Origin of the sequence: Metabacillus litoralis (assembly GCF_020524045.1) — a bacterium.
In the GTDB taxonomy this organism is placed as follows: Bacteria; Bacillota; Bacilli; order Bacillales; family Bacillaceae; genus Metabacillus; species Metabacillus litoralis_C.
The window spans coordinates 1-18,028 of sequence record NZ_JAIVKL010000026.1 but is presented as its reverse complement, the minus strand read 5'-3'; the positions used below and the strand labels follow the sequence as shown (position 1 = coordinate 18,028).

12 protein-coding genes, 10 tRNA genes and 2 rRNA genes are annotated in these 18,028 nt (G+C 35.6%); 2 read left to right on the top strand and 22 right to left on the bottom strand.

Features of this window, described 5'->3' with window-relative positions; all coding sequences use genetic code 11:
• The first annotated feature begins 401 nt into the window (after positions 1–401).
• Positions 402–965: a glutathione peroxidase gene (locus tag LC076_RS22430; protein ID WP_226671361.1), complete on the top strand. Its 564-nt coding sequence runs from the start codon at positions 402–404 to the stop codon at positions 963–965.
• A gap of 65 nt (positions 966–1,030) precedes the next feature.
• Here the strand turns inward: LC076_RS22430 and LC076_RS22425 are convergent, their stop codons facing one another.
• The 3 genes from LC076_RS22425 to LC076_RS22415 all read right to left on the bottom strand — a co-directional run bounded on the left by LC076_RS22425 (position 1,031) and on the right by LC076_RS22415 (position 5,041).
• Positions 1,031–2,374, bottom strand: coding sequence for a GH1 family beta-glucosidase (locus LC076_RS22425; RefSeq protein ID WP_226671360.1), 1,344 nt, complete (start codon positions 2,372–2,374; stop codon positions 1,031–1,033).
• A gap of 157 nt (positions 2,375–2,531) precedes the next feature.
• Positions 2,532–3,491 (bottom strand): acetylxylan esterase, encoded by a 960-nt coding sequence (locus LC076_RS22420; RefSeq protein ID WP_226671359.1) that lies wholly within the window; start codon positions 3,489–3,491, stop codon positions 2,532–2,534.
• Between the two features lie 194 nt (positions 3,492–3,685).
• On the bottom strand, positions 3,686–5,041 hold the full coding sequence (locus LC076_RS22415) for an ABC transporter substrate-binding protein (RefSeq protein WP_226671358.1): 1,356 nt from the start codon (positions 5,039–5,041) through the stop codon (positions 3,686–3,688).
• A gap of 628 nt (positions 5,042–5,669) precedes the next feature.
• Here LC076_RS22415 and LC076_RS22410 point away from each other — a divergent pair.
• Positions 5,670–7,904: an alpha-galactosidase gene (locus LC076_RS22410; protein WP_226671357.1), complete on the top strand. Its 2,235-nt coding sequence runs from the start codon at positions 5,670–5,672 to the stop codon at positions 7,902–7,904.
• 157 nt (positions 7,905–8,061) lie between these two features.
• Here LC076_RS22410 and LC076_RS22405 read toward each other — a convergent pair whose 3' ends face one another.
• The 19 genes from LC076_RS22405 to LC076_RS22315 all read right to left on the bottom strand — a co-directional run.
• Entirely contained in the window at positions 8,062–8,568 is a 507-nt protein-coding gene (locus LC076_RS22405; RefSeq protein ID WP_226671356.1) for a ferritin, read from the bottom strand.
• Positions 8,569–8,957: 389 nt separating this feature from the next.
• Positions 8,958–10,763, bottom strand: coding sequence for a glutamine--fructose-6-phosphate transaminase (isomerizing) (gene glmS, locus LC076_RS22400; RefSeq protein WP_226671355.1), 1,806 nt, complete (start codon positions 10,761–10,763; stop codon positions 8,958–8,960).
• Positions 10,764–11,260: 497 nt separating this feature from the next.
• On the bottom strand, positions 11,261–12,607 hold the full coding sequence (glmM, locus tag LC076_RS22395) for a phosphoglucosamine mutase (RefSeq protein ID WP_226671354.1): 1,347 nt from the start codon (positions 12,605–12,607) through the stop codon (positions 11,261–11,263).
• Positions 12,608–12,635: 28 nt separating this feature from the next.
• A complete protein-coding gene (locus LC076_RS22390) occupies positions 12,636–13,886 on the bottom strand; it encodes a YbbR-like domain-containing protein (protein WP_226671353.1) in 1,251 nt (416 codons plus the stop codon).
• Entirely contained in the window at positions 13,879–14,700 is an 822-nt protein-coding gene (gene cdaA / locus LC076_RS22385; protein WP_226671352.1) for a diadenylate cyclase CdaA, read from the bottom strand. The genes LC076_RS22390 and cdaA overlap by 8 nt, the downstream gene beginning before the upstream one ends.
• 203 nt (positions 14,701–14,903) lie before the next feature.
• The gene (locus tag LC076_RS22380) at positions 14,904–15,530 is read right to left on the bottom strand and encodes an anti-sigma factor family protein (RefSeq protein WP_226671351.1); all 627 of its coding nucleotides are present in this window, start codon (positions 15,528–15,530) and stop codon (positions 14,904–14,906) included.
• Positions 15,531–15,544: 14 nt separating this feature from the next.
• Positions 15,545–16,108 carry an RNA polymerase sigma factor SigW gene (sigW, locus tag LC076_RS22375; protein ID WP_226671350.1) on the bottom strand — a complete coding sequence of 188 codons (564 nt, stop codon included), beginning with the start codon at positions 16,106–16,108 and terminating at the stop codon, positions 15,545–15,547.
• A 299-nt stretch (positions 16,109–16,407) separates the two neighbouring features.
• Positions 16,408–16,483: transfer RNA gene (locus LC076_RS22370), tRNA-Ala, on the bottom strand.
• Positions 16,484–16,493: 10 nt separating this feature from the next.
• Positions 16,494–16,568: transfer RNA gene (locus LC076_RS22365), tRNA-Gly, on the bottom strand.
• Positions 16,569–16,575: 7 nt separating this feature from the next.
• Positions 16,576–16,648 (bottom strand) — tRNA-Lys (locus LC076_RS22360).
• Between the two features lie 4 nt (positions 16,649–16,652).
• Positions 16,653–16,727, bottom strand: a tRNA-Gln gene (locus LC076_RS22355).
• A 145-nt stretch (positions 16,728–16,872) separates the two neighbouring features.
• Positions 16,873–16,956, bottom strand: a tRNA-Tyr gene (locus LC076_RS22350).
• Between the two features lie 15 nt (positions 16,957–16,971).
• Positions 16,972–17,044, bottom strand: a tRNA-Thr gene (locus LC076_RS22345).
• Between the two features lie 129 nt (positions 17,045–17,173).
• Positions 17,174–17,249 (bottom strand) — tRNA-Val (locus LC076_RS22340).
• 58 nt (positions 17,250–17,307) lie between these two features.
• A tRNA-Glu gene (locus LC076_RS22335) sits at positions 17,308–17,382 on the bottom strand.
• 30 nt (positions 17,383–17,412) lie between these two features.
• Positions 17,413–17,485: transfer RNA gene (locus LC076_RS22330), tRNA-Thr, on the bottom strand.
• 2 nt (positions 17,486–17,487) lie between these two features.
• A tRNA-Asn gene (locus tag LC076_RS22325) sits at positions 17,488–17,562 on the bottom strand.
• Positions 17,563–17,574: 12 nt separating this feature from the next.
• Positions 17,575–17,690, bottom strand: a 5S ribosomal RNA gene (rrf, locus tag LC076_RS22320).
• 246 nt (positions 17,691–17,936) lie between these two features.
• Positions 17,937–18,028: ribosomal RNA gene (locus LC076_RS22315) — 23S ribosomal RNA — on the bottom strand; the annotation flags it as partial.

Sequence of the window (18,028 nt, the reverse complement as noted above, 5' to 3'; positions counted from 1 at the left end):
GCCCTAGTGTCTTCCGCTCCATTCCACTAAGTTCTTAAAAATAGTATTCAAAATCAAAAAAACTATTAAAGACGGCAAATAAAAACCCGAACTATTGGGCGAATGTTTAATTGACATATCACCTTATAATTCGGGTTTATCATTAGTTTAAACACTTCTGTCTCAGCCTCTTTTTTTGATACTTCTTTCACTTACACTACTTATATATAGAATTTCACCTGATTTGCCACAAATCCCCTTGTTACAATACTCAAGATATTCCTTTTCCGTCCCTTTCCTTTCATCGTTAATCTACATTTGTAAGTATTTTCTTTTGCTTTTATTTCATTACTCTATGTATAATACCTTTACATGATTAAAGACCTATTACAAAAGAACTAAACTCACTGGGGGAAATATAAATGAATGTACATAATTTTTCAGCTGTTGCAATGAATGGACAGGAAAAATCATTAGAAGATTATAAAGGTAAAGTGTTATTAATTGTTAACACAGCTGGGCGCTGTGGATTTACCTACCAATACGAAGACTTACAAAAACTATATGATCGATATAAAGATAAAGGATTTGTTATATTAGGATTTCCTTGTAATCAATTCGATCATCAAGAGCCTGACGAGAACGAACAAATTCAAGCGAACTGTCTATTAAATTATGGAGTTAACTTTCCATTATTCCAGAAAACAAATGTCCGTGATGAAAACGTTCATCCATTATTTGATTATCTTTCACAACAAAAAGCATTCCAAGGATTTAATAAATTTCACCCTGTCGCAAAAATCTTAATACCTTTACTAAACGAAAAACACCCTGAATATTTAACAGATGATCATTCAATCAAATGGAATTTCACAAAATTCCTTATTGATCCTAATGGTGAAGTGATTCAAAGGTTTGAATGTACAACAGATCCAATCGATATGGAACAAGATATTGAAAAATTATTAGAAACGGTTACGGTCTAAAATAAATGAGGATCTGTTCCTCAGCAGCACTTTAATACGCCGAGGAACAGACCCCTAAAAACATCTTAGAATTCAAACCATTTGTTAGCAATTGTTTGTTTATACCAATAGAAGCTGTCTTTTTTCGTCCGCTTTTGTGTTATATAGTCAACATATACAATACCAAATCTCTTACTATATCCTTCTGCCCATTCAAAGTTATCGAGAAGTGACCATGTAAGATAGCCTTTAATATTTACACCTGCATCAATACTTCTGCTTAATGCCGTTAAATGTTGTTTTAAATATTTCGTTCGAGCTGCATCCTTTACTCTTCCATCAACTGGTTCATCATTATAACATGATCCATTTTCAGTAATATATATTGGAACATTGCCATAACGATCGTTAATATATGTTAAAACTTTATAAAAGCCCTCTGGATATACCGGCCAATCGATATCTGTACGCTCATATCCCATCTCAACATATTCCCAATCAAATAAACCTTCATCTTCTTTATAACGTGCTACATGACCTGTATAATAGTTTATTCCTAAGAAATCAATTGGCTGATGAATAGCTTCAAGATCACCATCTTCTATGTTCAATTCAACACCCTTTTTCTTAAACCAATCTACCATAAACTGAGGATATTCTCCTTTAAAAACAGGGTCCATAAACCATTCTATAAAGTAAGCATTCTCTCTACGACATGCATCGATATCTTCTTGTTTATTTGAATAAGGCTCTAACCATGTTGTGTTTGGTGCAAAACCTATCTCTCCCTCAATGTCTAATTCTCTAAATTTCTTAACTGTTTTCCCATGTGCAACTAATAAATGATGAGAGATTTGTGTTGCTAATTGTAAATCTGTATATCCTGGAGCATGTGCACCTATATAATTTGAAAGAAATGAAATACACCATGGTTCATTCAATGTAATCCAATACTTTATTTTCCCTTTAAATTCGTTGAACATGGTTTCTGCATAATTGACAAAAGCATCAATTGTTTCACGATTATCCCAACCACCTTCATCCTGCAGTGCTTGTGGTAAATCCCAGTGATACAAAGTACACATTGGTTCAATACCACTTTCAATTAACTTATCAACTAGATCATGATAATACGCTAAACCCTTTGGATTTATTTCACCTGTTCCATTCGGGAAAATTCGTGGCCAGGAAACTGAAAAGCGGTACATATCAATTCCTAAGTCTTTCATTATTTCTATATCTTCTTCATAACGATGATAACTGTCACAGGCAACGTCCCCATTGTCTCCTCCAACTACTTTTCCTGGAGTATGTGAAAATGTATCCCATATCGACAGCCCACGACCATCTTTAAAAGCAGCACCTTCAATTTGATATGATGCCGTTGCAGATCCCCATTTCATATCTTTTGGAAATTGTATTATCGCCATATGTAAATCCTCCACTATTTTAGTTTGGTTAACTCGTTTATCGACTTTCATTCACGAAGTCAAAAGCTTCTTTAAAGATTCCACCTGATCTTTGACACTCATTTTTCGTAGAGTATCCTATTTACTTTTCATCTGTTTCTAGATCCATTCTAAGTTTTTATAAAGTTAAAAACCTTTTAAACGCTTTATCTGAAAGATGTGGTAAAAATTCATGTCCAAACTCATGATATAGCAGCATCTCTTTTTCTGAGGTGATTTTGTTATATGCTGCAAACTGTGAAGAAGGTGGGCAGATTTCATCAATCATCCCTGTAACCCATAAAGTTTTAGCTTTAATTCGGTCAGCGAAATTTTGAATATCTATATATCCTAGCTTCGTAAATATTTCTTCTTCTCGTTCATGGTGAGGATCAAAATGACGAAAATATTCGGCTATTTCGGCATATGCCGAATTGTTCATATCCATATCCCATACTCTTTTGTAATCAGATAAAAACGGATAAATCGCTACTAAGTTTTTGATCCTTGGCTCTAGTGCAGCACATACTGTCGCCAATGCCCCTCCTTGAGAGATACCGAAAGCACCAATTCTATCTGGATCAACACCATCCATAGACATAAGGACTTTCACTGTTTGAACAGTATCTAGAAAAACTTGTCGATAGTATAAAGAATCACTATTTGGATCATCTAGGCCTCTAATTATATGTCCACGAAGTGTATTTCCTTTAACAACTAAGTTATCTTCAGACAAACCACCTTGCCCTCTGCAATCTAACGCTAAAACTGTAAAGCCATGTGATGCATATGCAATTTTATCAAGCCAATCTCCACTATCTACTGAATATCCATGAAACATAACAACTCCTGGACCGCTACCATTCATCTTCTTTGGTCTAACTAACTTACAATGAACCTTTGCTCCTCCAACTCCTTTAAAATACAAGTGAAAACATTCTACCTCGTTTGTTTGAAGATCAGCTGGTACTAATTCATAATCTAAAGATCGTTGACCAAGCTCATTTAGACCTCTTTCCCAATATTGATCAAAATCAGTTGGTTTAGGGCTACTCCCCATATATTCCTTTAATTGTGATAAAGGCATATCAATATTCATCATTTTCCTCCTAGTATTTTTTTTGGGTCCACTAAAGATATATTTAATTTAAAACCTATAACATTCTTACTACTTCTTATCGTCATTGAATTATTGATTTTTATTGGTATGGAAGAAACTTAAAATTAGTGAGAACAACCAATAAAAAACAAGAAAAGCGCAAAGTTCTGCACTTTTCTTGTTTCAAAGTCTATTTACTCACCTACAATTTTATCGTAAGCTTCATTCCATTCTGCATTGATTTCCTTCATGATATCCTCAAATGATTCATCACGATTTCCAATTGCAGCTTCTACGATTCTCTTAGGAGTATCTTCTAACCATAAACCAACTTCTGCTTCTTTGTCGATTTTATCAAGTAATCCTTCTTGACCTTCTTTAGCAGGAGTTAACAATTCAAATGTCACACCTTGTTCTTCGTATTTCTTTAGATCTTCTGGTAGTGGAACGTCTTTTGCAGCACTAATACCACCAGCTTGTTCTACTGAATAACCTGAATCATGGATAAACCAGTCAACCCAAGCTAAAGCCGCATCTTTATTGTCACTGTTTTTGTTCACACCCATTTGGAAGTCAGCACCTAATGGAAAAATCACTTTATCTGCATTTGTTGGGAATGGCATATAACCAATGTCATCTGGATTTTCAGCAACGCCTTTGATTTGATCAATTGCCCATGATCCTAATACCATCGTCGCAATTTCACCTTTACCCATCATTGCTTTTGAAGACTCCCAATCCGTTGTTAATGGATCAGCTTCAATTAAATCTTTGTTCGCTACATCATACATAAGATTCCATAATTCATATTGAGGTTTTCCTTCAACGAAAGGATCTTTTTCATTCACCATTGTTTGATTGTAATACGCAGGATCTCCAGCTACAGTAGTAAATGCGCCTTCCCACTGAGTTAACGGCCATCCAGCTGCATAGTTTGAGTACAATGGCACTGCATCTGTATTTTCTTTAATTTTTTCTAATGCTGCTATAAATTCATCCATTGTTCTTGGTGTTTCTGTTACACCAGCTTCTTCATATACTTTTTTGTTATAAACAACACCTGTGTAAGTAACAGCAATCGGAATACCATAAACAGTACCATCAACCGCTCTCTCTTCTACACCCATGTATTTTGGACCCATTTCATCAAGTTTTCCAAGTGGCTCAAAGAAATTTGGAAGATCTTCGATTGGAACTTGAGTTGGAAGTAATAAAACATCACCATAATCTTCTGTATTCATACGTGGTGTAATTTGACCACCATAATCAGTTAACGCTTCAAAATTCACTTCTACGTTCGGATATTTCTTCTGAAATTCTTTTTCATATTCAGGGAAAACTGTGTCAACGATATCTGTTCTTTGAGAAATGAACGTGATTTCCCCTTCAATTTCTTCTGGATCTTTATCTTTCCAACTAGTATTCGCTTCATTATTAGTTGAACCATTATCAGTTGTTTCTTTTTCTGTTTTAGAAGAACAACCCGTAAGAGCAGCAAGAACAACTAGAACCACAACCATAAGTAGACTTAATAATCTCTGTCTTTTCATTTAACTTCCCCCTTATTACTGTTAAGTTATCGTGTAGCTTACAAACCCATTGTAAGATGATAACGCTTACTTGTCAACAATATTTGGAATATTATTTTTAATTACCCTTTTCTTTTTCTAACCCATTCATATAATCCCCTTACTTTTTGTTAAGAAAGATCATTTACTTTCCTTTTTTATGTTTGTTTTCTATAAAAATTGGAAAATACATTTTCATTTCGATATTATCTTCATATAATTGAACATTTTCACTATTTTTTTCTTTTTTTGAATTAAATAACATACGTTTTTACAAACATGCTATAATCTAAAAAAGTAATATTACCTATTCGATAACTTTATCAAAAGACATCTATAACTCTGAACTAATTAAAGTTTATTAAACTCACAAACGGTTAGGATTTTACTTTAGAGCTTTCAAAATCGGAAAACATTTAGACGTTATTGAAGCTTGATGTTGATTCTTCACACAATATTGGTGGTTGATTGGTCGGAGCGAATCTCATTAATGCAAGATCCATAGGAAGAATGATTCTACACGTTTCTTTCCTCGTAAATGTATTCTTGTATCGTTTTAACAGCAATATGTTTTACTAGAACAAAATCTTAATTATAGAGGTGAATCTTCATGCCAATAAAATTTAATAGGGAAACGATGGAATTTCATTTGTTTAATGAAAATATTAGCTATCTATTCAGAGTGTTAGAAAAAAGCAACTATTTAGAGCATTTATATTATGGAAAAAAAATAAACCACCGACACTCATTTCACCATTTAATCGAAAGGGACGTGCGTCCTTCGAGTAATATGTTTGAAAATGACCACACATCATCTTTAGAACATATTAAACAAGAATATCCTAGTTATGGATCAACAGATTTTAGGTATCCTGCTCATATGATTAAAAATAACTTAGGTAGTCACATCACAGACTTCCAATATGAAAGCTACAAAATTTTCAAAGGCAAATCTCAGCTTGAAAACCTTCCTGCTACATATGTAGAAGATCTTGAGGAAGCTGACACACTTGAAATCACTTTATATGACACGATAATTAAAACAAAATTGATTTTAAGTTATACCATTTATGCAGATCGAAATGTTATTACTAGAAATGCACGATTTATTAATGAAAATGATGATGCTGTTTATATCAATAACGCTATGAGCACTAGTATTGATTTACCAGACGATCAATATGAAATGGTTCACCTTAATGGTGCTTGGGCTCGTGAAACACATATGGACACACAGAAATTATCTAAAGGTGTTCAATCAATCTATAGCACTAGAGGTGCAAGTAGTCATGTTCACAATCCATTTCTAGCTCTAAAACGATTTGATGCAAATGAACATTCTGGAGAAGCCATTGGTTTTAGCTTAGTTTATAGTGGCAATTTCATAGGGCAGGTTGAAGTAGATACATACGGTATTAGTCGAGTCATGATGGGGATTAATCCGTTTCAATTCACATGGAAATTAACACCACAAGAAACCTTTCAAACTCCTGAATGTGTGATGGTATATTCAGAGAATGGTTTAAATGGATTAAGCCAAACATATCACGATTTATATCGTAAGCGTTTAGCTAGAGGGAAATGGCGTGATCAAATTCGTCCTATTTTAATTAATAATTGGGAAGCAACTTACTTCAATTTTGATGAAGAAAAAATCCTTAATATCGTAAAATCCTCTAGAGATTTAGGAATTGAATTGTTTGTTCTTGATGATGGTTGGTTTGGAAAGCGTGACGATGATTCTAGTTCTCTAGGTGACTGGTTTGAATATGATCAGAAACTTCCTAACGGAATAAACGGATTATCTGAAAAAGTTGAAGCTCTCGGGATGAAATTTGGTTTGTGGTTTGAACCTGAAATGGTTAGTAAAGGAACAAAGTTATTTGATGAACATCCTGATTGGATCATCTCCTCCCCTAACAGACGTGCATCACATGGGAGAAATCAATTTGTTTTAGATTTTTCTAGAAAAGAAGTTGTTGATCATATTTTTATGCTAATGGATAACATCATTGGTAAATCAAAAATTTCCTATATTAAGTGGGATATGAATCGATACATCACTGAGGCATATTCTCAAAAATTAGAGATTGATCAACAAGGTGAAGTATTTCACCGCTATATATTAGGGGTCTATGATCTATACGAAAGACTCATTGCCAAATATCCTGACATTCTTTTCGAATCATGTGCAGGTGGTGGTGCACGCTTTGATCCAGGAATGTTGTTTTACGCACCCCAAACTTGGGCCAGTGATAACACAGATGCTGTTGAGAGATTGAAAATTCAGTATGGTGCATCAATGGTATATCCACTTAGCTCAATTGGCAGTCATGTTTCAGCAGTACCTAATCATCAAGTTGGTCGAATGACACCGCTTGAGACGAGAGCAAATGTTGCTTACTTTGGTACATTCGGTTATGAATTAGACGTTACACAATTGTCTGATGCAGAAAAGTCAGCTGTAAAACAACAGGTATTCTTTTTTAAAGAAAAAAGAGAGTTAATTCACAATGGTACATTTTTTAGAATGCAAAATCCTTTTGAATCAAATGAAACATCATGGATGGTCGTTTCTACAGATCAATCAGAAGCGATTGTTGGTTACTATAAAGTACTAGCTAAACCTAACGATAAGTATTCAAGAGTGAAATTACAAGGCCTAGATCCTAATAAGCTCTACACCATTAATAAAAGTGAAACAACTCATTATGGTGATGAATTAATGAATATTGGAATAATCTTAGCAGAAGATTACACAGATCGCGCTTCTGAATATTGGTCAAGAGAACATCCTCATGATTATTCTGCTAGAATATTTGTTTTGGAAGAACACAAAAGATAAATGACTAAGTTTGAATGGATAGTTAAAGTCTCCTACTTATTTTTCGAGTAGGAGACTTTTCTTTTTTCGCTAAAATATTTGTCATCTTAAAATAATTATTCTCTTCTTATTAAGATCGCATCTTTTTAGAGACTATCTATTTGACTAAGAGTAAACATTACCCTGCAGCAACTGTACCATTTTGCCTTTGACCAAGCTCTTGGTCTACAAGCAATAATGCTGATGGATTATTTTCTGCTAATTTCAATCGTTCTACAATGGTTAGTGATTGTGCTTCTTCATCAATTTGTTCTCTTAAAAAATCTTGAACGATTACTGTTGTTTGAGGATCCACTTGTTTAATATAATCATAGGCCTGTCGATACGAATTTGTAACAAACTGCTCGTGTTCAAGAACCCTTTGGAATGTCTCAAGAGGTGTTCCAAAATTACTCGGCTGAGCTGGTACTTCACTAAGTTTAACTACCCCATCTTTTCCAGACAAATAATCGATCAAGGTTAACATATGTGTACGCTCTTCCTCAGATTGTAATCTTAGCCATTTTGCCATACCAGTAAAGTTCTTTCTATCCATATATGCTGACATGGCCAAATATAAAGTTGTAGAAATGTGTTCAATTTGAATTAAATTATTAATAAGCTGTTGCACTTCTTCTTTTACCATTTCTTCCACTCCCAATCAAACTATTTTTTAAGTACATAATAGGTTATGACCTATAGAAATTTTTGTTCTTAAAAAGAGGAAAAACACAAATAAACATGGGATCAACAGAGAAGTTAAAAACCGAAAAGAGTTAAAAATAAGTGTTCATGCACCACGTTTAATTCTAAAATATAAGATAAGTTTGAATAACAAGAAAAACTATTCCTGTCACTATTAAATGTTGTAATACTTTTACTGAATTTTTGAGCCGTTTTTAACAAAAAGAAAAGGATAGAATAGATGTAATAGTGCAGTAGCAGCCCATCAAGATCACCTTATCAACTTTTATATAACTGCCACAGAAACAAATAAAAGGCTCTAATACATTATGTATTAGAGCCTCAGTTTATTTATTCTACTGTTACACTTTTAGCTAAATTTCTAGGCTTATCAACATCACAATCGCGGTGTAATGCTGCGTAGTAAGAAATTAATTGTAAAGCTACAACAGATACTAATGGTGATAGTTGTTCATGAACACTTGGAAGAACAAAACGATCGTCTTCTTCTTCAAGTCCTTTCATAGAAATGATACAAGGATTTGCCCCACGTGCTACTACCTCTTTTACATTTCCACGAATGCTTAAGTTCACATGCTCTTGAGTTGCAAGAGCGATAATAGGTGTGCCATTTTCAATCAGTGCAATCGTACCATGCTTTAATTCTCCACCTGCAAAGCCTTCAGCTTGAATGTATGATATTTCTTTAAGCTTCAATGCTCCTTCTAATCCTACATAGTAATCAACAGAACGGCCAATGAAGAATGCATTACGAGTTGTTGCAAAGAAATCTCTTGCAATCTCTTCCATTTCCTCTTTTTGATCACATAGAACTTCCATTGCATTAGCTACAATTCCTAGCTCTTTTGTCAAATCAAATTCTAGTGAACGACCTTTACCTTCTGCTGCAACTGCGGCAAGAATTGATAGAACTGATAGCTGAGCCGTGTATGCTTTTGTTGATGCAACAGCAATCTCTGGTCCAGCATGTAATAACATTGTATAATCCGCTTCACGGGATAATGTTGATCCCTGAACGTTTGTAATTGTTAATGCTTTATGACCAAGCTCTTTAATCTGTACTAGTACGGCACGACTATCTGCTGTTTCTCCACTTTGTGAAATAAAGATAAACAGTGGGTTAGGCGATAGTAAAGGCATGTTATATGAAAATTCACTTGCAATATGAACTTCAACAGGAATTTTAGCCCAGTTTTCAATAAACTGTTTACCAATTAATCCTGCATGGTAGCTAGTTCCAGCTGCAATGATATAGATACGATCTGCAGCATTAACAGCAGCAACAATATCTGAATCAACTGTGATTTCATCTTGATTATTACGATATTTATCGATAATTTTTCTTGTAACTAAAGGTTGCTCATCAATTTCTTTTAACATGTAGTGAGGATATGTGCCCTTTTCAATATCACTAGCATCAATTTCTGCTTTGTAAGGTGCACGTTCAATTACATTACCTTGTAAATCTTTAATAGTTACCGTTTCACGTTCAACGAAAACCATCTCTTTATCCATAATCTCAACATATTGATCAGTTACTTGCAGCATAGCCATTGCATCTGAAGCAACAACATTAAAGCTACCATCACCTAAACCAACTAGAAGAGGACTTTTGTTTTTTGCTACATAAATCATGTCAGGATTTTGCTCATCTAATAATGCAATAGCATAAGAGCCTTTTAAGATTGATAACGTTTGACGGAACGCTTCCTCAACCTCTAATCCTTCTTTTACAAATTTATCAATAACTTGGACAATTATTTCCGTATCTGTTTCACTTTTAAGCGCTACATCTTGTAAATGCTCACGTTTTAAGATCGCATAATTTTCAATTACACCATTATGAACAATGGTGAATCTGCTCGTGTTACTTTGATGTGGATGTGCATTTACCTGACTAGGTACACCATGTGTTGCCCATCTTGTATGGCCAATACCAGTTGATGCTGCCACTTCTACATCTACACTTTTACGTAGCTCAGCGATACGACCTTTTTCTTTGAAGATATGCACGCCATCTTGATTCATTGCTGCAATTCCTGCAGAGTCATATCCACGATACTCTAATTTCTCTAATCCTTTTAATAAAATTTCCTTAGAGTCATTTTGTCCAATATATCCTACTATTCCGCACATATTTGTTTCCTCCCATAGAGTGTTTCATGGGACAGTTGTCATTTAAAATTTCGGAGACATCCCTGTCCCCTCACACATGTTTTTTGTATTTGGAAGGCTACACTTTTCCCTTTGTTCAAAAAGTTACCTCTTTGGTTTAAGGAAAAGTTTACGGTTGTAACCAATCAACCGGGAGGCATCCGCCGAAATTTCGATAACCTCCATCCTCGTCAACTAAGTTTTTTTCGACCACTTAGTTCAGGCGCTTTATGAAGTTTTGACTACCTACTATGCTCCTTTTTTATAAATTTTAACACAAAGTTAATATTACAATATGGAGAAATAAAACGTCAATCTATTTTTTCCATTTGTTTAACAATCTTAGTATCGATTGTTTGCTAACATTATATGCATGAGTTCATTTCTTGTTAATACCTATACAATCGTTATAAACTCTATCTTTAGGCAGATCATTTCCTAAACAATAAAAAAAAGCGGGTTTCCCCGCCGAAAGTTTTTTACTCTAATCCCATTTCTTCTTTGACCACTTCTACAATTCGTTCTACATAATCACGACATTGTTCTTCAGTCTGAGCTTCTGCCATAACGCGAACTAATGGTTCTGTTCCTGATGGTCTTACCAAGATACGTCCATTTCCATTCATCTCTTGCTCTACAGCTGTAATAACTTCTTTTACTTTTTCATTTTCAGTCACATTATATTTATCAGTTACTCGAACATTTATAAGTAATTGAGGAAATTTTTTCATTTCATTGGCAAGTTCTGATAATTTCTTTCCAGTTAACTTCATAATATTAACAAGCTGTAATCCTGAAAGTAATCCATCTCCTGTTGTATTGTAATCCAAGAAAATAATATGTCCTGACTGCTCTCCTCCAAGATTGTAGTCATTTTTCCTCATTTCTTCTACAACATATCGATCACCTACAGCCGTAGCAACGCTGTTAATTTCATGCGCTTCTAAACCTTTATAGAAACCAAGATTACTCATGACAGTCGATACAACTGTATTTTTCTTAAGTCTACCTTCACTATTTAAATACTTGGCACAAATATACATAATTTGATCTCCGTCAACAATTGCACCATTTTCATCTATTGCGATCATACGATCACCATCACCGTCAAAAGCTAAACCTATATCAGCATTCTTTTCTTTTAAAAATGTTGATAATGCCTCTGGGTGTGTTGAACCTACACCATCATTAATATTTAATCCATTTGGTGATGTACCCATAGTTGAAACATCAGCATCCAAGTCTGCAAATAAGTGTGTAGCTAATGATGAGGTTGCACCGTGTGCACAATCAAGTGCAACATGAATTCCTGTAAAGTCTTCATCAACTGTTTGCTTCAAGAATTGAAGATACTTTTGTCCACCTTCAAAATAGTCATTAACTTGTCCTAAATTTTCCCCTACAGGTCTCGGTAATGTATCTACCTCTTGATCCATCAACGCTTCAATTTCAAGTTCTTGCTCATCAGAAAGTTTAAATCCGTCTGGACCAAAGTATTTAATTCCATTATCTTCGACAGGGTTATGAGATGCTGAAATCATCACACCAGCTTCTGCACCAAGTGCTTTTGTCAAATACGCCACACCAGGTGTTGAGATAACACCTAATCGCATTACTTCTGCACCAATTGATAGAAGACCAGCTACTAATGCTCCTTCTAACATATGGCCTGAAATACGAGTATCTCGACCGATTAGAACTTTAGGGCGCTCCTTATCCTTTGTTAACACATATCCACCAAATCGACCTATTTTAAAAGCTAATTCAGGTGTTAATTCACTATTGGCAACTCCTCGTACTCCATCTGTACCAAAATACTTTCCCATTGGTTTCGCTCCTTTTATCCTATCTGCCTTATGAGGCTGTAGAAATTTTCACTTTAACTTTTTCTTGTTCTAATAGCCAGGTAATATTTTGAGGACCATTTACTTGCACAGCTACCTCATGCTCCCCATCACTTAAATCTGCCAAATTTATATAAAGTTCAATATCATCACTCGTTACATCTTTGAGCACACTTGGTGCTCCAAAAATTTTCACATCGATCGCACCGGAATCTGGATCGAGAAAATCAAATCTCTTTCCACTAGACATTCCAACCTCTTTGATCGTTTGGCTGGAAAGTGATTTTTCCTCTTGTTCATCTATATCTACCTTTATCTTTATAGTTTCAGGAGATACCTTATTCACACCTTCTGGCTTAGGAATATCAACTTCTAAAACAGTATCTTCTGTCAATTTAGATAAGTCAACCTTAATTCCATCAATAAACTCAAGATTTTCTAACACATCTAAAGGGCCGTAAACAGTTACTTGCTTTGGATCTGGTTCAAGACTTAAAATGCTCAATCCCTTTTTAAGTTCACCTTCTCTAATAATCTTAAAAGGTAATTCTTTACTTGGGCTCTTTATCGGTACAGTCACTTTAACAACTGAAGGCTCAACTTCTACAGGAAGAATAACTCCCTCACGATCATAAATAGTAATCCTCGCATCCGATTCTACTGTTTCTTTTGCATTTTCTAAGTTTATGGTTGCTTTTACAGCAGATATCCTTTCAATGAGTTCTTTGGAAGCAGTGACATTTATACTATTTGGATTAACAATTGGCTGATCTGGTTCATATCCTTCTTCAAGTTTATCATCGTTTAGAAAATCAACTTCTACAGGAAAGCTCTTTGTTACCTTTTCTTCAATTGAGACCGTTATGAACGCAGGATTAATCCTTGCCGATAAATCTTGTGAAAGATTTTTATGTCTCAATTTTACTTGATGAGTCCCTATAGATAGGTTAGTCAAGTCTGCATATATCTCGAAATCTTTTTGCTTACTTGCCTTAGTTATTGATCCTGTTGCTCCTTCTAACGTAACATTAACCGTTTCAGGTACACCTGTTACAACAAGGTTTTCTTGATCGAAGTATGTAGTAACTGGCACTTCTGTTACCGTATTCTGATCAGTAGAAGATGAATTCCCTCCTAGTAGTGGTGGTGGCTGACTCGTCGAAGGAGAATTAGATTCTATATTAACAGACGCATAAAGCATTAGTGCTAAAAATAAAGCGATAAACCTCATTACCCATGGACTTTCTATTAGTTTATCCATTCTTCTTTCCCCTCCATTGCCAACGGTTTGAGGAAGCAGTTTTTGTTGAGGCATTTAACTCTTTTTGTAAAATATTTCTTAGTTCATCTTGAGTTAAATTCCTATGTAGCTCACTATTTCTTGCAGCAGATACACTTCCTGTTTCTTCAGAAACAATAATTGTTAAGCTGTCAGTTACTTCACTAACCCCTAACGCTGCTCTGTGACGTGTACCTAGTTCCTTAGATATAAAAGGGCTTTCCGATAATGGAAGATAACACGCTGCTGCTGCAATTTGGTTTTTCTGAATAATCACTGCACCATCATGAAGTGGCGTATTAGGGATAAATATATTAATTAGCAATTCAGATGAAATCCGAGAACCTAGAGATATTCCAGTTTCTATGTAATCACTCATCCCAGTTTCTTTCTCGATTGTCATCAGTGCACCAATACGGCGTTTAGCCATATAGTCTGTTGCCTTCACAATCGCTTCGACAGCTACCTCTGGATCTTCCTCTCCAGGTAAGCCACCTCTAGTAAATAATCGACCTCTTCCTAGCTGTTCTAATGCTCTTCGCAGCTCTGGTTGGAATATAATAATAATCGCCAAAAATCCCCATGTTATCGCTTGATCCATTAACCATTGTAATGTGCTCAAGCCCATGTATTGACTTAACATACGGACGACAATAATGACTGTAATTCCTTTCAGAAGCTGTACGGCCTTTGTTCCCCTCACTACCATAATTAGTTTATAGATAACATACCAAACAAGGAGAATATCAACAGCTATACCAAGGTAATGTAATACCGGTATATCCTCATATCCCATTCACTCGTCCTCCATGAGTTTTAATCTACTCTTCATAGAAATTCTAAACTATAATGTCCTAAATACGTATTAAGTTTAAAATAACTACTCTATTATATCACTTCGTCTTAAATCATGTAAAAAGGTCACCAAAATGATGACCTTAAGAAAAACGCAAAGCGCTTAGCCTTAGGTGAAAAAAGAGTATTTTTCCCCCACCGTGCTTAATGAAAAATACTAACTACATCCTTTGAAGTTGACTTGATATGATACCATAGCCACTCAAATAACTCATTAACTTCATTTATATCACCGGTAACTTGACCTGCAGAAGCTACGTATTTTTCTCCGTTTATTATTTCACCGTTTATGACAGTAACATCTCCATTAATTGTACCTTCTATAGAAAGAGTCCCATTCTTTACTGTTACATCTCCCTCAACAACTTCACCTTCTGGAACAGTCACCCGACTATTTTCTACAACTAGATTGGACTGCTTAGATACACTAAAGTGCTGATCTTCATTCCACGCAGAAAATAGGCTCCCTGTCATCAAGAGCAAAAATAAGGATGCAGCAGATAATAAAGGATGACCCTTAAACCACCTATTCCACGATACCGTTCTTTTTTCTTTAGGAAGTCTATTCATGATAGCTGAAGTAAAATCAGATGGAGCTTCAATATGAGATGTACTTTGAACAAGTGCTACAGCTTTTTCAAGTTCATGAAAATGATGATAACATTTCTCACATATATGAAGATGATCTTTCACTCTAGTTTCATCTTCCTCTGACAATTCTTGATCCATATATTTGTGTAAAAGCTGGATAAACTCATTAGAACAGCTCATCTTTACTCACCTCTTTATAAATGCCTTAATTGTTTTCTTAAAGCTTCTCTTCCCCTATGAATACGGGTTTTAACAGTACCAACAGGAATGTCCAAAATCTCGCTAATCTCAATCAGTGAGAGTTCATCAATATACTTTAAGACAATAACCGTTCTGTACTTGTCAGGAAGTTTCAAAATTTCCTTCTGAATCGTTTGCTGTAGCTCCAATGTCTCTAGTTCTTCTTCTGGTAATGCTTCATTTGAAGCAACTTGAGAATACATTGTTAATCCCTCTGTACCAGAAACTTCTGCATCTAAATAATAATCTGGTTTCTTTTTTCGAATTCTATCAATACAAAGGTTTGTTGCAATACGGTATAGCCATGTAGAAAACTTTTTATTCATATCATATGTATGAATATTAACATATGATCGAATAAAGGCTTCTTGAGCAATATCCTCAGCTTCATGTGCATTACCTAGCATTCGAAAACATAATTGATATATCTTGTCTTTATACAGATCAACAATCTCTGCAAAGGCATTCTGATCACCTTTTTTTACTTGTTTAATTCTTTTCTTTACAATCGTTTCCATTTATTTATACCTCCGCACTCTGCGGGTCTCTTTTATACGATTAAGGTTACCGTTTGGTTTCATTTTTTTCATATAAAATTATTTTAACAAATTTTGGTTAACCTATGGAGAAAAGTTTGAAAGAAAGTCTAATAAATAATAATTTTTTTTGAGTAATGTAGCAATATATATTTTTTTCATTAGAAATTAAGAAAAACAAATCCTATATACTATGTTCCCTACTTATCATTTTTTAATATAAAACTAAAAAACGATAAACTAATGTTTATCGTTTGTATATAAAAGTTTATATTCATTTTTGGTGGAGCCTAGCGGGATCGAACCGCTGACCTCCTGCGTGCAAGGCAGGCGCTCTCCCAGCTGAGCTAAGGCCCCAGAATCACTCTGGAGCGGAAGACGGGATTCGAACCCGCGACCCCCACCTTGGCAAGGTGGTGTTCTACCACTGAACTACTTCCGCGCAAAAATGAGCCATGAAGGATTCGAACCTTCGACCCTCTGATTAAAAGTCAGATGCTCTACCAACTGAGCTAATGGCTCTAAATGGCTGGGCTAGCTGGATTCGAACCAACGCATGTCGCAGTCAAAGTGCGATGCCTTACCGCTTGGCTATAGCCCAATAATTTTCATTATGTATCTCTTCAATATCTTACCCGTATATCGTGAAATTATTCACAACATAGATAATGAGAAAAGAAAAAAACAACTAATGAATTGTATGTTTCACAATTCTTTCATCGTTTATCATAAGGTTTATTTAAAAGTGGTGGAGGGGGGCAGATTCGAACTGCCGAACCCTAAGGAGCGGATTTACAGTCCGCCGCGTTTAGCCACTTCGCTACCCCTCCATATTTGTGAAACAGTGCCGGCGAGAGGACTTGAACCCCCAACCTACTGATTACAAGTCAGTTGCTCTACCAGTTGAGCTACACCGGCGTGTAGTTTTAATAATTATTTCATTAGATATCTTAGAGTTTCATTTACTCTCAGTAATTATATCGAGGATAAAAGATGTTTTAGATATTAAAGAAAATGGTCAGATATTTTCGCTACGCGAAAAATCTTTGGTGGAGGATGACGGGATCGAACCGCCGACCCTCTGCTTGTAAGGCAGATGCTCTCCCAGCTGAGCTAATCCTCCGAAAATTTATTGTAGGAAAATTATTAATGTAAGTTATTTTCGCTGTGCGAAAAAACTTTGGTGACCCATACGGGATTCGAACCCGTGTTACCGCCGTGAAAGGGCGGTGTCTTAACCGCTTGACCAATGGGCCGTTCATATAGTTGGAAGTAAGATTTTCATAAGCTTCCAACCGGGCTCGAACCGGTGACCTCTTCCTTACCATGGAAGTACTCTACCAACTGAGCTATGGAAGCAATGGCTCCGCAGGTAGGACTCGAACCTACGACCGATCGGTTAACAGCCGATAGCTCTACCACTGAGCTACTGCGGAATAATATACAAAGCCTGGCAACGTCCTACTCTCACAGGGGGAAACCCCCAACTACCATCGGCGCTGAAGAGCTTAACTTCCGTGTTCGGCATGGGAACGGGTGTGGCCTCTTCGCCATCATTACCAGACATTTGTGACAAAAATAATTATACTAGTTATGAAGAATTTTTCAAGTCTTTTTCAAAACTTATATATTCCTTCAAAACTAGATAACGATTTAAACAATTCACTTCACTGACGTTCGCTTATTTGTCCAGCTCCAGAAGCCAAATCCTACGGTAATTTCACTCTCTCGGACGAAGTCAAAGAACGACTTCTTCTCGATCGCTCCAATTCCCTATGGATTTAAGCTAAGCTTCTTCTGCTTTTCTATTTAGGTTAAGTCCTCGATCGATTAGTATCTGTCAGCTCCACACGTCACCGCGCTTCCACCTCAGACCTATCAACCTGATCATCTTTCAGGGAT